The 22,552-nt window shown below is 43.5% G+C and carries 22 protein-coding genes; all 22 read right to left on the bottom strand.

Translation table 11 applies throughout. The annotated features are described in order from the left end of the window. Window positions 1-12 precede the first annotated feature (12 nt). Window positions 13-2,052 (bottom strand): Stk1 family PASTA domain-containing Ser/Thr kinase, encoded by a 2,040-nt coding sequence (gene pknB / locus NSQ26_RS03675; protein WP_499719188.1) that lies wholly within the window; start codon window positions 2,050-2,052, stop codon window positions 13-15. Then, on the bottom strand, window positions 2,049-2,816 hold the full coding sequence (locus tag NSQ26_RS03670; protein WP_499719186.1) for a Stp1/IreP family PP2C-type Ser/Thr phosphatase: 768 nt from the start codon (window positions 2,814-2,816) through the stop codon (window positions 2,049-2,051). Before NSQ26_RS03670 ends, pknB begins: the two co-directional genes overlap by 4 nt. Window positions 2,817-2,827: 11 nt before the next feature. Continuing rightward, window positions 2,828-3,901, bottom strand: coding sequence for a dual-specificity RNA methyltransferase RlmN (rlmN, locus tag NSQ26_RS03665; RefSeq protein WP_141769881.1), 1,074 nt, complete (start codon window positions 3,899-3,901; stop codon window positions 2,828-2,830). After that, window positions 3,898-5,238, bottom strand: coding sequence for a 16S rRNA (cytosine(967)-C(5))-methyltransferase RsmB (rsmB, locus tag NSQ26_RS03660; RefSeq protein ID WP_499719185.1), 1,341 nt, complete (start codon window positions 5,236-5,238; stop codon window positions 3,898-3,900). Before rsmB ends, rlmN begins: the two co-directional genes overlap by 4 nt. Then, on the bottom strand, window positions 5,231-6,172 hold the full coding sequence (gene fmt / locus NSQ26_RS03655; protein WP_499719183.1) for a methionyl-tRNA formyltransferase: 942 nt from the start codon (window positions 6,170-6,172) through the stop codon (window positions 5,231-5,233). Before fmt ends, rsmB begins: the two co-directional genes overlap by 8 nt. Before the next feature lie 13 nt (window positions 6,173-6,185). Further along, window positions 6,186-8,591 carry a primosomal protein N' gene (gene priA, locus NSQ26_RS03650; protein ID WP_499719182.1) on the bottom strand — a complete coding sequence of 802 codons (2,406 nt, stop codon included), beginning with the start codon at window positions 8,589-8,591 and terminating at the stop codon, window positions 6,186-6,188. After that, window positions 8,588-9,799 carry a bifunctional phosphopantothenoylcysteine decarboxylase/phosphopantothenate--cysteine ligase CoaBC gene (coaBC, locus tag NSQ26_RS03645; RefSeq protein ID WP_499719180.1) on the bottom strand — a complete coding sequence of 404 codons (1,212 nt, stop codon included), beginning with the start codon at window positions 9,797-9,799 and terminating at the stop codon, window positions 8,588-8,590. The genes priA and coaBC overlap by 4 nt, the downstream gene beginning before the upstream one ends. A gap of 111 nt (window positions 9,800-9,910) precedes the next feature. Beyond that, window positions 9,911-10,138, bottom strand: a complete 228-nt coding sequence (gene rpoZ / locus NSQ26_RS03640) for a DNA-directed RNA polymerase subunit omega (RefSeq protein ID WP_499719179.1) — start codon at window positions 10,136-10,138, stop codon at window positions 9,911-9,913. A gap of 60 nt (window positions 10,139-10,198) precedes the next feature. Continuing rightward, on the bottom strand, window positions 10,199-10,789 hold the full coding sequence (gene gmk / locus NSQ26_RS03635; RefSeq protein ID WP_499719178.1) for a guanylate kinase: 591 nt from the start codon (window positions 10,787-10,789) through the stop codon (window positions 10,199-10,201). Window positions 10,790-10,808: 19 nt separating this feature from the next. Further along, window positions 10,809-11,072, bottom strand: coding sequence for an extracellular matrix/biofilm regulator RemA (remA, locus tag NSQ26_RS03630; RefSeq protein WP_090776174.1), 264 nt, complete (start codon window positions 11,070-11,072; stop codon window positions 10,809-10,811). Window positions 11,073-11,304: 232 nt separating this feature from the next. Further along, window positions 11,305-11,682 (bottom strand): fluoride efflux transporter CrcB, encoded by a 378-nt coding sequence (gene crcB / locus NSQ26_RS03625; protein ID WP_499719176.1) that lies wholly within the window; start codon window positions 11,680-11,682, stop codon window positions 11,305-11,307. Beyond that, window positions 11,679-12,068 (bottom strand): fluoride efflux transporter CrcB, encoded by a 390-nt coding sequence (crcB, locus tag NSQ26_RS03620; RefSeq protein WP_499719174.1) that lies wholly within the window; start codon window positions 12,066-12,068, stop codon window positions 11,679-11,681. The genes crcB (NSQ26_RS03625) and crcB (NSQ26_RS03620) overlap by 4 nt, the downstream gene beginning before the upstream one ends. A gap of 100 nt (window positions 12,069-12,168) precedes the next feature. Continuing rightward, window positions 12,169-13,311, bottom strand: a complete 1,143-nt coding sequence (locus tag NSQ26_RS03615) for a DegT/DnrJ/EryC1/StrS family aminotransferase (RefSeq protein ID WP_499719172.1) — start codon at window positions 13,309-13,311, stop codon at window positions 12,169-12,171. 13 nt (window positions 13,312-13,324) lie between these two features. Continuing rightward, window positions 13,325-13,954 (bottom strand): acetyltransferase, encoded by a 630-nt coding sequence (locus NSQ26_RS03610; RefSeq protein ID WP_499719171.1) that lies wholly within the window; start codon window positions 13,952-13,954, stop codon window positions 13,325-13,327. Between the two features lie 20 nt (window positions 13,955-13,974). Continuing rightward, the gene (locus NSQ26_RS03605; protein ID WP_499719170.1) at window positions 13,975-15,747 is read right to left on the bottom strand and encodes a polysaccharide biosynthesis protein; all 1,773 of its coding nucleotides are present in this window, start codon (window positions 15,745-15,747) and stop codon (window positions 13,975-13,977) included. Window positions 15,748-15,797: 50 nt separating this feature from the next. Beyond that, window positions 15,798-16,745 carry a glycosyltransferase family protein gene (locus NSQ26_RS03600; RefSeq protein ID WP_499719169.1) on the bottom strand — a complete coding sequence of 316 codons (948 nt, stop codon included), beginning with the start codon at window positions 16,743-16,745 and terminating at the stop codon, window positions 15,798-15,800. A 38-nt stretch (window positions 16,746-16,783) separates the two neighbouring features. Next, the gene (locus NSQ26_RS03595; protein ID WP_499719168.1) at window positions 16,784-17,815 is read right to left on the bottom strand and encodes a glycosyltransferase; all 1,032 of its coding nucleotides are present in this window, start codon (window positions 17,813-17,815) and stop codon (window positions 16,784-16,786) included. A gap of 15 nt (window positions 17,816-17,830) precedes the next feature. After that, window positions 17,831-18,871 carry a glycosyltransferase family protein gene (locus NSQ26_RS03590; RefSeq protein WP_499719167.1) on the bottom strand — a complete coding sequence of 347 codons (1,041 nt, stop codon included), beginning with the start codon at window positions 18,869-18,871 and terminating at the stop codon, window positions 17,831-17,833. 72 nt (window positions 18,872-18,943) lie between these two features. Further along, on the bottom strand, window positions 18,944-19,888 hold the full coding sequence (locus NSQ26_RS03585; RefSeq protein WP_499719165.1) for a glycosyltransferase: 945 nt from the start codon (window positions 19,886-19,888) through the stop codon (window positions 18,944-18,946). A 10-nt stretch (window positions 19,889-19,898) separates the two neighbouring features. Beyond that, entirely contained in the window at window positions 19,899-20,993 is a 1,095-nt protein-coding gene (locus tag NSQ26_RS03580; RefSeq protein WP_090776041.1) for a DegT/DnrJ/EryC1/StrS family aminotransferase, read from the bottom strand. Beyond that, window positions 20,990-21,529: an acyltransferase gene (locus tag NSQ26_RS03575; protein WP_090776040.1), complete on the bottom strand. Its 540-nt coding sequence runs from the start codon at window positions 21,527-21,529 to the stop codon at window positions 20,990-20,992. The genes NSQ26_RS03580 and NSQ26_RS03575 overlap by 4 nt, the downstream gene beginning before the upstream one ends. 19 nt (window positions 21,530-21,548) lie before the next feature. After that, on the bottom strand, window positions 21,549-22,523 hold the full coding sequence (locus NSQ26_RS03570; RefSeq protein WP_499719162.1) for an NAD-dependent epimerase/dehydratase family protein: 975 nt from the start codon (window positions 22,521-22,523) through the stop codon (window positions 21,549-21,551). Window positions 22,524-22,552: the final 29 nt, after the last annotated feature.

Below are 22,552 nucleotides of genomic sequence, written 5' to 3'. Positions count from 1 at the left end.
CCCCATATTTCTCTATTCTTTGTACTCTCGTACGACCGATTGTCTCGCCAACTCACCATCAATATATACAGCAAACGAGCCTTTGTAGCTTGGGCTCACACGTAGCGGAATTTCAAACGTTTTTGTCTCATCTATCGTTTCTTCCACAACCACTTTCTCATCCCCTTGTGACGTTGCATCTTGACTGACAATACGAACGTCAAATGTGCGCCCTTCTGACCGATGTGCTTCAGACACTTCAACGGTTTGCTTCACTAAATAAACCATGCTTGGTTCAGCATCATCGCCCGCCTCACCAGGATTTTCACGCTCAGGCGCCTCTGCCTCGTCTTTCGGCAAATTCGGTTGGTCACTGTTGCTTGATTCCTTTCCAGTTGAAAAAACAACATTGACATTATCACCTTTTTGTAACGTACTTCTTGGATCAGGTGATTGTCTAATCACCCCTCCTGCCGCCACACGATCATCTGGTTCATGCGTGAAACGCCCCCGTAACCCAACATCATCCAAATACTTTTGTACATCTTCTTCTGACCAACCTGTTAAGTCATCTAAACGAACAGCGGTTGGGACGCTATATGTGAGAACAATCGTTGTTTCTGCTGGGATTACTTTTGTTCCCGGCGCTGGATTTTGTGATAGCACTGTATTCTCTTTTTGGTCGTCATACTCTTGTGCAATTGTCTCGACCTTCATCCCTAACTGTTCAATTAAGCGGGTTGCTTGAGACACGCTCAAATCTTTATAGTCATCAAGAGACAGCTCATCTTGTGGGGCACTAACAAACAATGTGACTGTCGATCCTTCTTTTACTAACCGATCAGCAACTGGATTTTGTTTCACCACATGGTTAGGCTCGACCTCATCACTTGCCATATACTCACTTTCTACTTTCAACTTTAACGACTCAAGCTTCTCAGTTGCTTCTTCTAACGGCATATTGGTAACGTCTGCTACCCGAACTTCTCCTACTGCTAACAACGATGGGAGGACAGTCAGTGCCAAAATGAATGCCGTGAATACTAAAGCAAGTAATCCAGCAACAATCCACGGCCACTTGCGGCGCTTCTTTTTTGTTTTTTTGCCGGATGACGTTTTTTCTGATTCACCACCTGACGTTACTTCTCTTGCTGCTTCATCTTTTTGATCCTCTGTCACAACCGGTAACACACGCGTAGCCTGATCATCTTTGTCAGTTGACGGCTCATTAGCATAGCTCATGATTGGCGCAACGTCAGGCGATAATGCCACGTCACAAGCAGCAATCATTTCTGTCGCTGAATGATAGCGTTGATCAGGATCTTTACTTGTTGCTTTTTGAATCATTTTCTCAACGCTTTGTGGAATTGTTGGCACAAGCTCTCGCACAGAAGGTAACTCGTTTTGCAAATGTTTAATGGCAATCGACACGGCCGTGTCACCCGAAAAAGGAATTTCCCCTGTCACCATTTCAAATAAAACAATACCAAGAGAATACAAATCCGATCGGCATGTAATATGGCCCCCACGTGCTTGTTCCGGTGATAAATAATGGACCGAGCCCATCACAGCATTTGTATGCGTAATTGTCGCAGAATCAATCGCCCGCGCAATCCCGAAGTCTGTCACTTTTGCAATCCCATCTTCACTGATCAAAATATTTTGCGGCTTCACGTCTCGATGAACAATTTGCATCGTATGAGCGTGGTGGATTCCTTGCAACATTTGTTTAAAGTAATCAAGGGCAACGGGAATTGGCAGCGGTCCCTCCTCCGCAATGACTTGCTTGAGTGTCCGGCCTTTCACATATTCCATCACGATATAATATAAATGGTCTTCTTCACCAACGTCATACACATTGACAACATTAGGATGGGCCAAGCTTGTCGCCGCTTCCGCTTCACGTCGAAAACGACGGATGAATTGCTCATCCTCAGAAAATTGGGGCTGTAACACTTTCACCGCGACGTGACGATCTAAAATGACGTCCAGCGCCATATACACATTCGCCATGCCACCGCCGCCAATATTTTCTAAAACAACATAACGTCCACCAATTCGTTCACCAATCATGACGAATCACCTGTATTTTCCCGCTCTTCATAACGAACGAGGGCAAGAGAAATATTGTCCTCACCACCACGTTCATTTGCGCGTGCAATCAGTGCAGCTGCAATATCAGATAAATGACTTGTGCGGGCACGCTCAAGCGCCTCTTGTAGTTCTAATTGGGTCACTTTATTGGATAGCCCATCTGAGCACAACAGTAATAGCAATACACCATCGGTTGTTAATGTAAAACAATCCACATCGACATCTGTATCCGTTCCTAATGCTCGGAGAATCACATGCCTGCGAGGGTGGTGATCTGCCTCTTCAACTGAAATTTGCCCACTTCGAACGAGTTCAGCTACAAGTGAATGGTCATTCGTTTGTTGCATAAGCCCTTCTGTTCGATAAACATAGGCACGGCTATCACCGACATGAGCAATCGTAATATAATCATTGGTGCAGACAGCTGCAATCGCCGTTGTTCCCATCCCTTCACAGTCAGGGTGTGCTTTTGCATAATCTAAAATTGTTTGGTTTGCTGCAGAAAACTGGGCTGTTAACCATGCTTCTACTTCAGCTGCAGGTAAAGGCGCTTCTATTTGCTGCCATGCTTCATCTAATGTTTCAATCATCAATCGACTGGCTACATCACCAGCAGCATGCCCCCCCATCCCATCAGCCACAACCGCAAGTACACCTGCATCCGTTGTAAAAATACCGCCGTTATCTTCATTATGTGTCCGCACTTGACCAACATCTGTCAAAAACGCTGTACCCTCAATCACAATCGCTCACCTCATTTACTCGTTTCTTCCTTACGTTCCTTCGCCCGTAACTGCCCGCAAGCAGCATCAATATCATGACCTTGCTCACGACGAATGGTCACATTCACCCCCCGTGCCTTTAGCGCCTTTTCAAAAGCAAAAATTTGCTCTCGTGGCGTTCGTACATAATCACGCTCAACAACATCATTTACCGGGATTAAGTTGACATGGCATTTGATGCCTTCAATTAATGTTGCCAATTCTTCTGCATGTTCTTTTTGGTCATTTACACCACCAAATAGCCCGTATTCGAACGAAACCCGTCGACCCGTCTTTTCAACATAATAACGAATGGCTTCCATCAACTTTTCTACTGGCCATGCCCTATTAATCGGCATGAGTTTGCCGCGAATGTCATTATTAGGCGCGTGTAAAGAAACCGCAAAATTAATTTGTAAACCCTCATCAGCAAATTTATAAATTTTAGGGACAACACCGCTCGTTGACACTGTAATATGGCGCGCGCCGATGTTTAAACCTTTTTCATGGTTCACTGTCCGTAAAAAAGGCATGAGCGCGTCGTAATTGTCAAACGGTTCACCAATGCCCATGATGACAATGGAAGAGACGCGTTTCTCGTCTTCATCTAATGCCCGTTGCGCTTCAACTACTTGGGCAGTGATTTCACCTGCTTGTAAATGACGCTTTAATCCCCCGAGCGTTGACGCACAAAACGTACAACCTAACCGACAACCAACTTGCGTCGTCACACAGACACTATAACCGTAGTCATGCTTCATCAATACAGTTTCAATTGAATAGCCATCATGTAACTCAAATAAAAATTTGATCGTTCCATCTTGTGATACTTGCTTCATAATCGTTTTTAACGTAACAAACATAAAGGTATTCGACAACTTTTCTCGTAATCCTTTAGAAAGATTGGTCATCTCGGCAAAAGATTGCACGCGCTTCACGTATAGCCAATCAAAAATTTGACCCGCACGAAAAGCAGGCTCGTTTTGCGCTTGTAACCAGTCCTTTAACTGTGCAAATTCTAGTGACTGAATTGCCACCTCTTCTTGTTGCTTCGCTTTACTCATCATATACTCCTCGTTAAGCATGTCATAAAAAATCCATCAGTACCAAAGTCTTGCGGCAAAATCGTCAGCCCGAGTGGCGTACAACGTCCCTTTTCCTGCAATACTGCCGGCAATCGCTCCTTCATCGTCTCATCGACTTTAAACCCCGGGTGGTCAGATAAAAATTTGGCCACGACTGCTTCATTTTCTTCTTGTTCAATCGTGCATGTACTGTATACAAGCTTTCCCCCAGGGGCTAACGCCAGCGCAGCAGCACGGAGTATTTCTTGCTGTACAGTGGCAATCGCTTTTACATCCGCTTCTTGCTTCCGGAAACGAATGTCGGGTTTCCGTCTAATGACGCCAAAACCAGTACACGGGGCATCTATTAAAATCCGGTCATACAATGGCTCGCTCTTCATCTCTCGCGCATCTTGCGCCACTGGATATACGTTTTTAAGCCCGAGTCGTGCTGCTTGTTCAGCAATCAACTTGACTTTATGAGGATGCAAATCGTATGCATCGACCGTGCCTGTCCCATTTAACTGCTCAGCAATATGTGTCGTTTTCCCGCCGGGAGCTGCACATGTATCAAGCACACGCATATTCGGACCGATATCTAACAAATGGGTCACAAGCATGGCACTCTCATCTTGCGCTGTAAATAACCCTTTCTGATATGACTGCGTAGAAAATGGCTGCCCTGAAGTCATTTCAAGCGCTTCAGGCAATAAGCGCCCGTGCACAGCCGTCACCCCTTCTGACGCAAGAGATGCGATTACTTCGTCTGCATTTGTCTTACATACATTGACACGCACCGTCACACGCGGCGGTTTGTTGTTTGCCTCTGCCATGTTTACCGCTGTATCAAATCCATATTGCGCCACCCACCTAGCGAGCAGCCACTTCGGATGACTCGTTTCAATCGCTGCTTTTTCAAGTGGATCAGCAATTGTTTGCACGGACGGTACACCTTGACGCTGAACAGAACGAAGCACACCATTGACAAACCCACGAATGCCCTTATGCCCACGTTTCCCAGCAATCGTCACCGCTTCATGGATAATGGCGCGGTCCGGCACGCGGTCTAAATACACCATTTGATAAACCGACAAGTGCAGAAGCAACCGCACCCATTCCTCCAGCTTCTTACTCTTCTTTAAAAAAGGGGCCAAATAATAGTCAAGCGTCATACGTCTCGCCATCGTTCCATAAACAATTTCCGTCAACAAACGGCTATCTCGTCCACTCAACCGTTGTTTTTTCAACATATCGTTTAATGACAAGTGGCTAAACGCTTCGTCCTGTGCTACTTTTAATAAAACGTCTAGTGCTGCTTCCCTTACAGTCAGTTTACCCATCTTCTCCACCTAAGTACGCACCTTTCGTTAAACCGTGGTTGCTTTGTAAAAATTGCTGCACTGCCATCGCCTTTTTCCCTTCAGGCTGAACCATCGTCAATCGCAGTGTTGTGTGCTCTCCGCAAGCAACGTCAATGCCTGTTGCATCGATCTGCACGATCTCTCCTGGACGACTTCCTTCAGGCGGCGCTTCTCCTACTTGTGACGCCCAAATTTTCATGCGCTTCCCAGCCACTGTTGTATATGCAACCGGCCACGGTCTCATCCCACGCACTTGATTGGCTAAAGCGGTCGCATCCTTCGACCAATTGATTCTTTCTTGCTCGCGCCGAATATTTGGCGCAAATGTCGCTTGCGCGTGATCTTGTGGCTGGCGATTGACCGTGCCTGCTTCAATCTTACCCATCGTCTCCAGCAATAGATCTGCGCCAAGTACGCTTAGTTTATTGTGCATACTTTCCACATCATCATCCATCTCAATTGGTATCGCTCGCTGTGACAACATATCACCTGCATCAAGCGTTTCTGTCATATACATAATCGTAATGCCGGTTTCCTGTTCTCCATCAATAATGGCTTGGTGAATTGGCGCACCACCACGGTATTTCGGTAGTAATGACGCATGTACGTTAATACAGCCATAACGAGGCGCGTCCAATACCGCCTTAGGGACAATTTGACCATACGCAGCGGTCACAATTAAATCCGGTTCCAGTTGTAAAATCGCCTCATAGTCCGTGCGAATGCGCGCTGGTTGTAGAACAGGAATTTCATGCGCCCGTGCAGCCAACTTCACCGGAGGCGGGGTTAATTGCCGCTTCCGACCAACTGGTCGATCCGGCTGTGTCACGACCGCACATACATCAAACTGATCCACTAACCTTTCTAAAATAGGCACCGAAAAGGCCGGTGTTCCCATAAATATGATCTTCATACGATCCAACCCCTTACATAAAAAAGTACGGACACACATCCATACTTACTTGCAATTTTTTATTCGTTCGCTGCTGTCCGTAATGACGCATTAGTTCAAAGAGCGTCTTTTGTAGCTTCGGTTCTCGTTTATATTTTAGCACGCATTGATAACGATATCTATCTTTGATCCGGGCGATCGGTGAAACAACAGGACCGAGTACAACCGTTTCTCGTGCCAGTTTATCTGTTAAGTGCCGTTTAATGTTTTGCGCTGTTTGAATGACAGATGGTAGCGTCGTATCTGAGATCGTGATCAGTGCCATATGATAGTAAGGTGGGTATCCGCCTTGTTTCCGTGCACGCATCTCTGTTGCAAAGAATGCCTCATAATCATGCTGCTGTACAAGCGTAATACTATAGTGTGCTGGTGTATACGTTTGAACCACCACTTCTCCTGGACGTACATCTCGTCCCGCCCGTCCAGCCACTTGCGCAAGTAATTGGAATGTACGCTCACTACTACGAAAATCAGGTAAATGCAGCATTGTATCTGCAGACAACACACCAACAAGTGTAATATGAGGAAAATCAAGCCCTTTGGCTATCATTTGTGTCCCAAGCAAAATATCCGCTTCTCCCGCTCCGAAAGCGTCAAGCAACCGTTTATGTGACCCTTTTTTGCGCGTCGTGTCTACATCCATCCGCATCACCCGTGCCTCTGGTAACACACGCGCAAGCTCTTCTTCTACTTTCTGTGTGCCAGAACCGAAAAAACGAATGTGCGTACTGTTACATTCGCAACATACTGTTGGCGCTTTTGTTTGGTCACCACAGTAATGACATTTTAGCGCATGACCAAGACGATGATACGTATAAGAAATATCGCAATGTGTGCAACTAGCGACATAACCACAATCTCTACACATGACAAAAGTCGCATACCCTCGTCGGTTTAAAAACAACACACTTTGCTCACCTTTTGCTAATCGGTCTTTTAACGCGTCCATCAATGCTTGTGAAAACATCGAACGATTGCCCATCCGTAACTCTTCACGCATATCCACAATATGCACATCCGGCAACGGACGACCACCAACCCGTTCTTGCAGAGAGAGCAACGTATAGACACCTTTTTTTGCACGCGCATACGACTCCAATGAGGGCGTCGCACTTCCTAAAATGACAGGCGCATTATGATGCACCCCTCGCCAGATTGCAACATCTCGTGTATGATAACGCGGATTCTCTTCTTGCTTATAGCTCATCTCATGCTCCTCATCAATGATGATGAGCCCGAGGCGTGAGAATGGCGCAAATACCGCCGAGCGTGCACCAACAACGACTCTCACTTCACCTTGATGAATTTTACGCCATTCATCATATTTCTCTCCCGTTGACAAGCCAGAATGTAAAATCGCGACCAAATCGCCAAAACGCGCCTTAAAACGCTCGACCATTTGCGGGGTCAAGACGATTTCTGGTACAAGCATGATCGCTTCTTCTCCCTTATCCAATACGAGCGCAATGGCTTGCAAATAAATCTCTGTCTTACCACTACCGGTCACACCATGTAGCAGCATCACTTCATGACAGTCAGATACGATCGCTGTTTGTACAGTGTCCATCACTTGTTGTTGCGCAGCGGTCAATGGCAGTGGTTCACTCCGCTCAACGACCGTTGATCCAAGCGGATCACGATACACTTCCATTTCTTCTTCATATAAAATTCCTTGTTTTAAAAGTGGTGTCAACACAGATCGCGTCGTCCCCACTTGCTCGAGCACCACTGTTGTTGGCATCGTTTTTTCCGCGGTAGCGACATACGTAAGAAGTGCTCGCTGCTTCTTTGCCTTCGCTGAAAGCAATGACAGTTGCTCATCAAGATTGCCTGCCACACGCTGCAGCTGGCGAACGGTTCGCTTCTTTCCTTTCTCTTGCACATCGTAATCAATAGAAACGATTCCTGATACCAGCGCTGCTTGCACCGTAGCAGCATCGCGCTTCAATACAGGTTGTACATCTTTCCACGGCACAGCGCACTGCTTGACAAATAACGGCTGTAATGATGGTGGAAGCTCATGTCGTTCTACATGACACGTCAATAATTGCGTCACTTTCGCCTTTAATGCTGCCGGTAACATCGCCGCAAGTGCTGTCGCGGTAAAACAAATCGTTTCTGCAGCCAACCATTGACTGAGCGCTAATAACTCTTCTGTCAGCACCGGCACTGGGTCGCGCACTTCAATGAGTGCGCGCAAATTCGATTGCTCACTTTCCTGTACTACAGCCATTAAAAATCCTTGCACAGCACGGCGCCCAAAAGGGACAATGACACGGACACCCGGTTTCGCAACGACTTTCCATTCTAATGGAATCGTGTAATCATATAACTGATCTGTTTGAGCTGTTGGCACGTCCACAATGACTTTTGCGATCACGAGCGGGCACACCTTTTTTCGTAAGCTTCAACCTCGTCAAACACATGGCGAGCGACTTCGGCTTTCGTTTGTTTTTCATAGTGGTGGCAATGATCATCTTTCGTATAAATTGACACGATGTTTGTATCGACATCAAATCCAGCACCTTCAGCCGTAATGTCGTTTGCCACGATGATATCTAAATTTTTGCGCGCAAGCTTCTCCCTTGCATGACGTTCCACCTGTTCCGACTCTGCGGCAAAACCGACCAATAATTGTCCGTGTTTCTTTTCCCCGAGCGTTCGCAAAATGTCTGCTGTTGGTGCAAGCGCCAACGTCCAATCTTCGTCCGCCTTCTTTTTTCGCTTTTGTTCGTATACATGCATCGGGCGATAATCTGAAACCGCTGCTGATTTCACGACGACATCCGCATCATCATAACGAGCGAGCACTGCCTCATACATATCTGCTGAAGTCTTCACTGAGACAACCTCCACACCGACAGGGATAGCCTCTACTGTCGGTCCAGAAATTAACGTCACGTGAGCACCACGATTACGCGCTTCGCGTGCAAGTGCATACCCCATCTTCCCTGACGAATCATTGCTTAAATAACGTACCGGGTCAATCGCCTCGCGTGTTGGACCAGCAGTCACAACGACGCGCTTATTAGCAAGGGCTGTATTCGGTGTCGCATGCATCTGAATATATTCTAGCAACTGCGGCACTTCAGGCATCCGTCCTTTTCCTGTCCAGCCGCACGCCAAAAAGCCCGCATCTGGTTCAATCACCTCGTACCCATAAGTAACCAAACGTGCAAGGTTTGCTTGCACACTCGGATGATCAAACATGTTAACATTCATTGCTGGTGCCAACACAACAGGTGCTTTTGTCGCTAACACTGTCGTTGTCAACATGTTATCTGCCATACCGTGAGCAAGTTTGGCGATCGTATTTGCGCTCGCCGGTGCCAAAAAAATAAGATCGGCGCGATCTGCCAAATCAATGTGCGTAATTTTTTCTACGTTTGGTTCGTCAAATGTGTCAATGTGCACATGGTTATGTGAGATTGCTTGGAATGTGAGCGGCGTCACAAATTTTGTTGCCGATGCTGTCATCATGACATGTACATCCGCACCAGCTTGCGTCAATTGGCTGACGAGCGCCGCCGATTTAAAAGCAGCAATGCCCCCACATACCCCAACAACAATGACCTTATTCTCTACCATCCTGTTCCCCCCCTACACACGCCAAAAAATGAAAAAAGCGCCTCCACCGACTCGCTCGCGCATGATTCCTCATAGCAAAAGCGCGCACCGGCGAAGACAGCTCCTAAAACATTATTTGCTCTTTTCTAACACGGCAGCTGGCGGCGTTTTTTTTGTTAATTGATCATGTACAACTTCTTCTAACGCCATGCCAACGAACTTACTAGACCGCGCGACTTTCACAAGCGGCGCGCGTGACGTATCTTCTTTCATTTCTCGCGCACGACGCGCTGATACCGTCACCAATGAATATTTCGAATCCAACTTTTCAAGTAAATTATCAATAGATGGGTATAACATTCTTTTCCTTCACCCTCTCATTTTTCTTATCTATGTTCATCCTGCCCGTTTATCATCTTGTTAATCAGTCAACCGCTCACGGCGACAATGTTCTGCCGTAACAATTGCCTGAATCCGACTGACCGCCCGATCGACTTCATCATTTTCAACAACGTAATCATACATACTCATAAGCTCTAATTCATCTTCAGCTACATTCATCCGCTCATTAATCACATCTTCTGTTTCCGTTCCCCGGTTAACGATGCGATTCCGCAACTCTTGTAAGCTAGGCGGTGCCAAGAAAATAAAAACACCTTCTGGAAACGCCTCTCGCACTTTACGTGCACCTTGCACTTCAATTTCTAAAATAATATCTTGTCCTGAATCAAGCGTCTGTTCCACATAACTACGTGGCGTACCATAGTAATTGCCAACATACTCAGCCCATTCTAACAACTCACCTGCTGAAATCATGTGCTCAAATGCCTCACGGGACTTAAAAAAATAATTGACACCGTCAACTTCACCCTCACGTGGTGCACGCGTGGTCGCCGAAACAGAATACTCAATCTCAGTTGTTTGCGCACGGAGCGCCGCACAAACCGTCCCTTTACCAACCCCAGCCGGTCCTGATAATACAAGTAGTAAACCTCTTCTCTTTGTGAACACCGCCCTCACCTCCAAACAGCTATCCTTCCAACATTTCCTCTTCTTTTATATGTAATCGCTGTGCAACCGTTTCTGGCTGAACTGCACTTAACACAACATGATCGCTATCTGTGACAATGACTGCACGGGTACGCCGACCGTATGTTGCGTCAATTAACATATTGCGATCACGTGCTTCCTGCATAATTCGTTTAATAGGTGCCGATTCTGGACTCACAATCGACACAATCCGATTCGCCGAGACAATGTTTCCAAACCCAATGTTAATTAACTTTATCGTCACAACAACATCCCCCATTCAAGGTGCGCCTTTCTTCTCTATCGCCTTCCTTGTAACATCTGTACACCATTTCCTCCCTCAGCTAACACCTAAGTGCAACATACATTGATCTTTCCTTTTAGTCTACCATTTTACACGCTTGTACGCCAGTCTTTTCCGAGGAATACGAAAGGAAACGACCGAAAGCCCCCCTTCAAGTAACTTCCAAAGACTGTCTTCTTGTGCACAACGCCATTTACTTTAAAATATACATTGTGCAACGCCACGAAAAGAACGTAACCAATATACTAAGCACAACAGACGCGCTCACATACACAATCGCTTTTTTCCATTCATTTTTCTCGATCATTGTCACTGTCTCATAACCGAACGTTGAAAATGTCGTGTACGCACTGAAAAACCCAACTGAAACAAGCAACCAAATTTCTTCATTCACTTGCTCCATAAAATGTAAGTAAGCAACTACCCCAAGCAATGCAGAGCCAGATACATTCACAAGCAACGTCGCAAATGGAAACCCTTTTCTTTGGTCAATATATCTCCCGATAAATGAGCCAATCAAATAGCGTGCTGCCGCCCCGAATGCCCCACCCACACCAATGAGCCAAATCATTTTGCTTCCCCTTTCTGTGCGGCATATGTTCGGATCAGCTTCCAACCGCCTCCTGCTGCAAGCACACCTAATATCACACTTAAAAGTATGTAGACGATCGCTAACCCTACCATCCCTCTTTCACATAATAAAACAACTTCTGTAGAGAACGTAGAAAACGTTGTGAACGACCCGAAAAAGCCTGTCCCTACAAATAATACGAGTAAATCGCGACGAGGCACTTTGGTGGCTTCATATGTTAAAAACATTCCTAAAAGGAAACAACCGCTCATGTTTACTAAAAATGTGCCAATAGGAAAACCTTCTCCGATGTGGAGCCATTCACCTAACATATACCGGCAAATAGCTCCAAAGAATCCTCCTAGCATGACTGCGATGATATTCATGTGTTCACCTTCTTTACTGACACCCCATATATCATTTTTATCCTAACTACACATTTATTTTAACATGAAGTACATCATGCCACATTTTTTTGACCAATACTCACACGGCCAGTACACTCCTCATTATTTGGATGACTTTATTTTGTTGTTCCGCTGTCAAATTAGACCCAGACGGTAAACATAACCCATGACAAAACAACTGCGTTGAAACATACTCATCTCCGTGCGCAAAACTCAAATTTTCTTGAAACAATGGTTGCAAATGCAACGGCTTCCACAACGGTCGTGCTTCGATTTGATGCGCTTCAAGCGCTTGAATCACTTCCGGGTATGTCTTGCCTACTTGTTGTGGGTCTATCGTTAAGGTCGTCAGCCAGCGATTATGACGACCAAATTGCGCCTCAGGCATAAATGTCATCCCTTTTATCCCGCTGAAAGCATCTCGATAACGGTTAAAAACATCTCTCCTTGCACGCACCCTTTCTTCAATCTTTTCTAATTGTCCTCTACCTATTCCCGCTAATACATTACTTAAACGATAATTATAACCAAGTTGCTCATGTTCATAGTGTAACACCGGTTCTTTTGCTTGCGTCGCTAAAAATTTCGCTTTCTCAATAAAATCCCGATTATTTGAAACAAGCATGCCTCCACCAGACGTCGTAATGATTTTATTTCCGTTAAATGAAAACACCCCAAAGTCTCCAAGCGTCCCACTTTTCTTTCCTTTATATGTTGATCCAAGTGATTCCGCTGCATCTTCAATTACTGGGACACTGTGTTCACGGCAAATGCGCAAAATTGGTTCATAATCGGCACTTTGTCCATAGAGATTTACGACAATGACTGCCTTAGGAAGCAATCCTTTCGCCACGTAATACGTCATTGCTTTTTGTAAAGCAACAGGAGACATATTCCAAGAATCAGGCTCAGAATCAATGAACACCGGTTTGGCACCTAAATAAAGAATTGGATTGGCGCTCGCTACAAATGTAAAGGTGGAGCAAAAGACAATGTCTCCTTTCCCCACACCGACAAGCGATAATGCTAAATGAATGGCCGCTGTCCCAGAGCTCGTCGCTGTCGCAAACCGGCTCCCAACATAGTCAGCTATTTCAGCTTCAAAAGCATCCACATTTGGACCGAGTGGCGCAATCCAGTTGCTTTCAAAAGCATCCGCTACATACTTTTTCTCTGCCGCACCTATATGAGGAGGAGATAAAAAGATACGTTCACGATCCATCTTATACACCTCACTAATCTACACTTTTTATTGAACGAGCTGGGACACCAACCGCTGTGCATCTCTGCGGAATATGCTTCGTTGCAACTGCACCAGCACCTACTGTTGTCCAAGCACCGACATGAACTTTAGGAATTAAAACACTCCCTGTTCCCAAATGTGTGCCTTCATCTACTTTTGCTGCGCCAGCCATTGCTGCTTGTGGGGACAAATGGGCGAAGTCACCCACGCAGCAGTCATGCTCAACGATGGCACCTGTATTCACAATCACGTGCCTCCCAATTGTTGCACGCGCATTCAGCACTGCATTTGCCATTACAACTGTGCCAACACCAATGGTGACATTCGTGCCAATAACAGCACTAGGGTGAATGAGCGTCCCGTATCTTTCTTCTCCTATCTCAATACCGTCTACAATGCGCTTCCTTATTTGGTTATCACCGATTGCAACCACTATGACACTATTTGGATAAGAAACAAGCATCTCTTCTAGCATGATGAATGGTGCCCTCACAATTGCACCATGCCGCAGCTTGTCATAAAGATCATCTACTATTGCCACCACTGTCAACTCATTTGCTTTTGCAATGTCTTGAATCACTTGACTATGACCACCATCCCCGACAATGATTAGCTGTTTCACTCTCCCCCCTCCCCTTATTTCTAAATGTTATTTGCTACTCGAAGTAATTCTTCTTTCCCTACTTCCCTTTTTTCAAATTGAGAAAGGAATTTTTCAACATCATGATGTTTAAGTTTCTTTCTCTTTCCGCGATAAATTTTTGGATAAACTTGCTCTTCATGTACTTCATCTTCCCCAAGCAGCTCCTCCATTAATTTTTCCCCTGGGCGCACACCCGTAAAAGTAATATGAATCTCATCTTCTGTGTATCCGGATAAACAAATTAAGTTACGTGCCAGGTCTACAATTTTCACTGGTTCACCCATATCAAGCACAAAAATTTCTCCCCCTTGCGCGAAGACACCTGCTTGTAAAACGAGCCGTGATGCTTCTGGTATGGTCATAAAATAACGCGCCATATCCGGATGAGTAACCGTCACTGGTCCCCCTGCTTTAATTTGTTCTTTAAAAAACGGAATGACACTCCCGCGACTACCTAGCACATTCCCGAACCGAACAGCGACAAAACGTGTATCGCTTACCGTATCTAAATGTTGAATGACAGCTTCTGCGAGTCGTTTCGTTGCCCCCATCACACTCGTTGGGTGTACAGCTTTATCAGTTGAGATCATCACAAAGGTATTGACCCCAACTTCGTGCGCAGCTTCTGCCACATTTCGGGTGCCAACGACATTGTTTTTCACCGCTTCTTCAAAATGATGTTCCATCAATACAACGTGTTTATGCGCAGCAGCATGAAAAATGACATGTGGGCGGTGCTTTGTCATCATGGACAACATTGCTTCCTTATCTTTTATATCTGATATTTCTGTCTCAATTAATAAAGATGGCACCTCTTCTCGGAGTTCCCTTTCAATCAGGTAAATACTATTTTCACCGTGTCCTTGCAAAACGAGTTTCTCTGGTGAAAAACGGCTTAGTTGACGACAAACTTCAGAGCCAATTGACCCACCGGCACCCGTCACCAAAATGACTTTCCCCGTAATGTATTCTGTCACACCTTCCGCATCGAGTTTGACAGGTTCCCGTCCTAATAAATCTTCTACATTCACATCTGTAAACTCACTAACTTGAACGCGTCCCAACATCAAATCCTCCAAACTAGGTAAGATTTGCGTCTGCACTTTCGTTTCTGCACAAAGTGTAATAATCCGATTTAATACTGATTTACTAAGAGAAGGGATCGCAATAATAATACAATCGACTTGAAACTCACTGACGATATTCTTCACTTGTTTAATACTACCTAGTACAGGCAAACCAACAATTTCTAAGCCGTGTTTTGTAAAATTATCATCTAAATAACCGATGGGTTCTATTTCTTGCACTCTCTGTCGTAACCGTTGTGCCAGCAAGGTTCCAGCAGAGCCTGCGCCGATAATAAGCGTTCTCCTTCCTTTTTTCTTGCTTGCTGCATGACCACGATACAAATTGTTCATCAACCGTAGTCCTCCTATGAACAGCATATGCATCATCCAGGTGACGACTAGGACACGGATATCAAACTGCAACAAAAAAAAATGGACCATGATAACACAAAGTATTGGGATCGTTACAACAGACACAATTACTTTTATCTCACCAACACCTGCATATTCCCACGCTCGTTTGTAAAAATTGAACATGTACGCACATAAATGGTGTAGACACAACAACAAGAATGAACTGATGGTTAGATTCATCGTCAAAGAAAATGGTGCCAAAAAAAGCAAGAAGTAGCTCACGAAAATAGCGAAAAAAACAATGACGGAGTCCATCATAACAAGAGGCATCCATCGTCTCTTTCCGTTCACACTGACAGCTCCCTTCATCTTTCTTATTGTTAAATCATATGTCCACCCCTTTACATCTCAGAACGTTCTTTTGCAATAATTTCTTCTACCTTCTTTATAAACTGCGTGGCTCTGACGGTCGTCGCGTGCTTTCGATGCACCATTTCCATACCATTCAGTGCTATCCTCTTCCGCTCTTCTTCATTGTTTAAATAATAATATGCCTTCTCTTCAAAATCATTTTCATCTACTTCCACAAAGTGTTCTCCCGGTATAAAGCCAAGGTCACGTATTTCTTTTGAACATGGTGCGAGCAACAACGTATTACATGCACAAATTTCATAATACTTTAATACAGGATATTGATAGATGCTATCACATGTAAAAGCCATTTTTGCGCGATTGATTTCCATCGCATACCGCTCCCCGAGTACACATTGATGAGGTGCTGCATACATTCTTTCATACGTCGGATGCGGACGTTCAAAAAAACCATCCCTCCCTTTAAATGTTTCGAGCATCTTCGCACGGAGCGGATAAAATTTCGGATGCGTGTTTCCGGTCATCAAGAAGTCAATATCTTTTTCTGCACCGTAGTCTTTAAAAATGTCTGTATTCACTTCTGGCGGCATCCAAATCATTTGATCTGTCAACTCTGGATACCATTGTAAAAATTTGTCCCGGTAATATGTGAATACATATTTGATTTCTTCTTCTTGCACTGCCTTTTTCCGCTCTTCTTTACATAGATGAATATCACTAAATAGCGCTGCGCACGGGATACTTATTTTTTTTACGCCTGTAACGGACGGGTCATATCTACGTTTAGCCATATACTCATGCAAATAGATAAAATCTGGCTTAAAATCAATCTGAGCAAGAATATTTTCAATAGATCCTGAAGAATATGATGCGTGGAAATCAGTCATCTTTTTTATTTCGTTAAAAAAATACCCGAGTCCCAAAACCATTGGCCTTTCTAAGTTTCTGCCTATATAAAGGAACTTGATTTTTTCCATTGAATATCCTCCTTCATGACCAATAAGTGGACCGTATGTTAAGATAACATTTGTTCATAAATCCGCTTTACTTCTAAACTATTTTTCAACATATCATGACGTTCCTCCACGTACTTTCTTGATTTTTTTCCAATATCAGGTAATGCATCTTTATTTCTTAAAACGCTTTTCATTACATCACGTAACGTATCTGCATTCGCGTTGATCACGGGTACATCATCAGGATAGTGGTCCAGCATAAAATCACTCATATAACAAACAACCGGCTTTCCCATTGCCATTGCTTCAATTGAGACCATGCCATAAATACCAAGATGTAGTTGGTCAATGACTAAATCTGCTTGTTTATATAATTTTTTTGCTTCAGTATGTGAATAACCTTTGATTAACTTAAAGTCAAACGCGAACTCATCTTTTAATTGCGCCATCACTTCTACAATAGCTTGTGTTCCTTTTATTTTTGTGTCTGTAGGTGCATGCACAATGAGCATACGGTCGTTATCACTTTCTCTTGCATCCATCTCATAATCTCCTAAGTCAATCATCACGGGTACAACAAATATATTCTCATAGTAATCTTTCACATACTGGTATATCTCCATGTCTTGAACAACACAATAGCGAATGTTTTTGGAAAGCAGCTTTAACATATTGTCTATATGACCCGCACTAAAGCTTCCTTTTACAACCGCATACGGGTTTGTTTGTAATGCTGTTTCCAATACCCGCACTTCACTTCCCCAATGGTGAATGATCAGCGGCTTTTCTTCGCTTTTTAACAACTGCACATCTGCATATCCATGTGTAAATGTGCGATAACCACTATGGTAGTTAAAAATATCAAATTGATCCATACACTCATTTTTTAAAAACGCTAAAATTTCTTGTTGCGTTGCTCCAGGCCTCCATAACTTCTCCAATCGATAAGGGTCTTCATAATTGAGATAACTTTTAATCAAATTCACACTTCTCCCATGTACACCATGACAGTTTAACCCTTTCACAAGTGTCCCCATCTGATTCGCTGTTTCTAACGGGCCATGGAGAACGCGGATCGCATTCTTTTTCACGTCGTACACCCCCCATTAGACCAAAGACATGATCTCTTGATAGATCCGTTTTACTTCTAAACTATTCTTTAACATGTCGTGACGCGCTTCCACAAATGTTCTTGCTTTTTTACCCAGCTCAGGTAACACGTCTTTATTTTTTAACACCGACTTCATGACGGTAGGAAATGTGTCTGGATTCGCATTCATCACAGGCAAATCTTTAGGATAATGGTCTAGCATAAAATCACTCACATAACAAATGACCGGTTTCCCCATTGCCATTGCTTCAATTGACACCATGCCATAAATGCCGAGGTGTAGCTGATCAATGACTAAATCAGCCTGGGCATAAAGTTTTTTTGCTTCGGCATGTGAATAACCTTTAATGAGTTTAAAATCAAAGTCAAATTCCTGCTGCAAGTCGCTCATCACTTTTACGATCGTTTCCGTCCCTTTGATGCCCGTATGGGTAGGTGCATGGACAATTAACATCTTCTCTTGTTCTGACACAGGTACATACTCGTATTCAGACATGTCTATCATGACCGGCACAATGTGAACATGCTCATAATAATCTGTTACGTGAAATTTCATTTCTTCATCTTGAACGATGCAATGTTTAATATACCTTGCAATGTACCTTAAATATGTGTCAATAATTTTCTTCTCAGCACCTGGCTTCACTTTTGCATAAGGATTAATCTTTAACGCACTCTCTAGAGAACGCGCATCACTTCCCCAATGATGCATCACAATTGGTTTCTTTTTACTAGAAAGCAGATGTAAGTCTGAATAGTTCCTAGTGAAACTACGCCCAAAATGGAAATTAAACATATCAAAATTCGGCAAACAGTTTTCCTCTAGAAAACGTAAAACCTCGGCTGGAGCGATGTTGCGTTCCCACACATTTTCTAGTGGGTATTTAGCAGGATATCGCAAATAATCATTGATAAGGGATACTGTACGGCAATAAACACCATTCTCATTTAATCCCCTTGATAATGCCTCCATTTGATTGGCGATATTCATAGGTCCATGAAGCACTCGTATCGTTTTTTCGTCACTATTTTCCATACAATCAAACCTTTCCGCACACATTTAAAATGATTGTGTTATCACAAATCCACCTTCTTTTATCCTTTGTTGTTATTCATTTATGACCTTTGTAATCATTTCGACAAATTCTTCTGCCCGTTTGCTAGTAGCGTGACGTTTGTGAACCATGTCCATTCCTTTGCCCGTCACATACTTTCTTTTTTCTTCATCCCTCAAGTAATCGTATGCTTTCTTTTCAAAATTATTTTCATTAATCGCGACAAAATTCTCGTCAGGTCTAAACCCGAGATCGTATAACTCTTGTGAAAAAGATGCCAGTAATAGCGTATGACATGCCGGCGTTTCAAAATACTTTTTAACAGGGTATTGATAAAGGGTGTCGCACGTAAAACAGATTTTTGCTCGATTTAACTCTCGTGCATACGCCTCACCAATGAAAAGCCCCTCTTTATCATATTTTCTTTGTCTATAATGCGGATGGGGGAGTAAAACGAATTCTGGTCGGTCTTTCAACCTTTCTACAATGGTCGCCCGCAACGGATAATAAGGTTGAATCGCCACACCAGGCATCATGAAATCTATATCTTTTTCCAATTCATAGTTCCGATAAATATTCGTATTGGCATGATGGGGCAGCCACCTCATATAGTTTGAAAACTCCGGATACCAACGTAAAAATGCATCGCGGCAATAAACAAAAATGTGTTCTACTCCCTCTTTCCTTAATATCTCTTTTTTCTGTTTTATACTGAGTAAAGAATCCCTCGTCTCATGTAAATCATGCATATTGACAGCGTATGGACACTTTAATGTAGTTAAACCAGTAACCGCAGGTCCCCTCCTGCCCAAATAATCGTCAATGTACACGAAATCAGGATCAAAAGCACTGCTGTCTATGATATCTTGAACCAACCCTGATTGATAAGACACTTGGATATTTAAGTGCGCTCGTAACGCTTGGATAAAATAATCGACCGTTCTTGAGAGATAGTAATTGGGGTTAGAAGTAATAAATAACAAGTTGATGTTTTTCAAAGGATCCCCCCTACAACCTTTCTCGTTTCGTATAAAACCGGATCTCTTTCACAACTTTCTCCACGTCCACATCCTCATGGCAAGGGAGCGAGATCGTATGTTGCTCAAGAAATAGCGCATTTTTTCGCTCCGAATGGTACTTTCGTTTGTAATAAGTCGTATGACTTAAACTATACGTCCCAATCGTTGACTCGATTCCTTGCATAAATAAATGGTGCATCAATTGGTCTCTATTCATTGTTACAGGAACTTTGAATGTAAGCGACTGTACATTATGGGTAACATCACCGCCCTTTTGCTGTATTTGAAAACCTAATGGTGCCAATTGGTTTATATATTCTGTGCGCATCTCATTCCTGTGGAAAATAATTTCGTTTAACTTTTCCAGTTGCTTTAAGCCTAAGAGACAAGGAATATCGGCTAGACGGTAATTATATCCTGTGTCAACAAAATCCAACTTGTTTTGGTTGAAAATCGCACCATGATTGAGACGTACATCAAGCCACGCTGCCCAGTCCTCATTTTCGGTAGTAATCGCACCTCCCTCTCCAGTTGTCAACAACTTTCTCGGGTGAAAACTAAAACAAGTTAAATCTGCCAGACTACCTGTACGTCTACCCTTCTCCGCACTGCCTAGCGCACATGCTGCGTCATCAATTAAAGGAATGCGGTAATGACGACAAATGTCATGAATCTCCTTTATACCTGTTGGATTCCCTAATGCATCAACAAAAATAACGGCTTTTGTTTTTGGAGAAATGAATGCCTCTAACTGCTCAGGAGACATATTAAATGTATTGACATCTACATCCGCAAATACTGGTCGCGCACCTACATTTTCAACAACATTGGCTGTGGCCGGGAAAGAGAAATCTGAAACAATTACCTCATCGCCTTCTTTTATGCCTAATAACTTTAGGCATACAGAAAGCGCTGTGGTTGCCGAAGTCGTTAAAAAAGTATGCGACGCACCAACGTAATGAGCCAAATTCTCTCTAAAACGTGTCACATATGGTCCTTTTGTGAACATGCCACTCTTGAAAATGGCTTCTATTTCTTCTTTCACATCGTCATAAGTAATATATGGCTTTATTAACTTGATCATGAAGAAGTTCCTTCGCTTTTACGACTTTTTATCACTTTAGCCGGTACCCCTACTGCGATGCTGTAGGCTGGGATGGACCGATTGACAAGTGCATTTGCGCCAATTTTTGAATGCGAACCAACAGATACCTCTCCAATAATTGTAGCACCCAATCCAATATTACAATTTTCCCCAATTGTAATTGATGGAAAATGCAATGGAGAAAATAATATCGCTTCCTCCGGGTCGTCTGGCTCTATGTGAGAAGAAGCAAGAATACGAACAGAGGGACCAATGCCAGCTAACGAACCGATCTGTACCCCTCCCGCGCCATGAATAAAAGCATTTTGCCCAATCCAACTATTCGAGTCGATAACAAGGGCGTGTTTATAGTACCCTTTTAAAATCGTATTATGACCAATATATACATTGTCGCCAATAAAGATTTGTTCTGGATGAAATATACGAACACCATCTTCTATGACCACATTTTGACCACAAGCACCAAGCTGTTCCTTTGTTACGTGACCACTTCCCTCACTTTTCCATCGTTTCATTTTTAATACCCCACTTTTTTCACTTCATTGTTCTCAAAAAAACAGCGGTACGGCGAATCCCTTCTTCCAAATCTATTTTTGCCTCAAATTGTAAAACATCCTTTGCTTTATCCGTATTAGGCATACGCAATTCAATATCGGCGTAATTTTTTGTGCCGTAGTGAATCACTGATTGAGACGATAGCACACGAATAATGGTGTTGGCTAAATGATATGTCGTCAATGTTGTATTTTTATTGCCGATGTTAAAAGATTCTCCTACAGCATTTGGATGTGTTAATGTAAGAAAAAGCGCTTCAATCATATCATCCACATAACACCACGAACGAATTTGCGCGCCATCCCCATAGATTGTAATTGGTTCATTCATAAGTGCACGTTCGATCATTGATTTAACCGCTCCCTCACCAATTTGTCCCGGACCATAAATATTGAATGGACGGATGGTGACAGTTGGCAATTTTAATTGTTGGTAATAAGATTGCGCCAAATGCTCTCCAGCTAACTTACTTACTGCATACGACCAGCGCCGTTCCTCAGCCGTACCAATGATCGCTTCATCCCTTTCACCTGATCGAAAGGCCATTTGACCATACACTTCACTTGTACTAAAACAAACGACCCGATCACATCTCTCCATTGTCGCAGCCGCCTCTAATACGTTTGCTGTTCCTATCATGTTGACACGCATCGTTTTAATTGGATCATTTGTCACCGTATCAATACCAGCAATGGCTGCCATATGAATCACGTGTGTTGCACCTTGCATAGATGTCTTTAAAAGTTCCTTATCAAGAATATCACCCTCAATGACATGAACACGCGGGTGATTTGCATACTTCTTATATTTAAGAGAATCTCGAGATAAGTTATCGTATACAATGACGTCATTATGGCTAATGAGTCTCTCAATAAAAGATGAGCCAATAAATCCTGCTCCTCCTGTAATGAAAACACGATTGTTTGTAAACAAATTCTTTTCTGAACTACTCAAGACATTGTTCCCCTCTCTTAACAACGCAT

The sequence above is a fragment of the Bacillus sp. FSL W7-1360 genome, from assembly GCF_038592975.1.
Taxonomy (GTDB): domain Bacteria; phylum Bacillota; class Bacilli; order Bacillales; family Bacillaceae_D; genus Shouchella; species Shouchella lonarensis.
The sequence above is the reverse complement of the archived record's forward strand: the minus strand, read 5'-3'. Positions and strand labels throughout refer to the sequence as shown.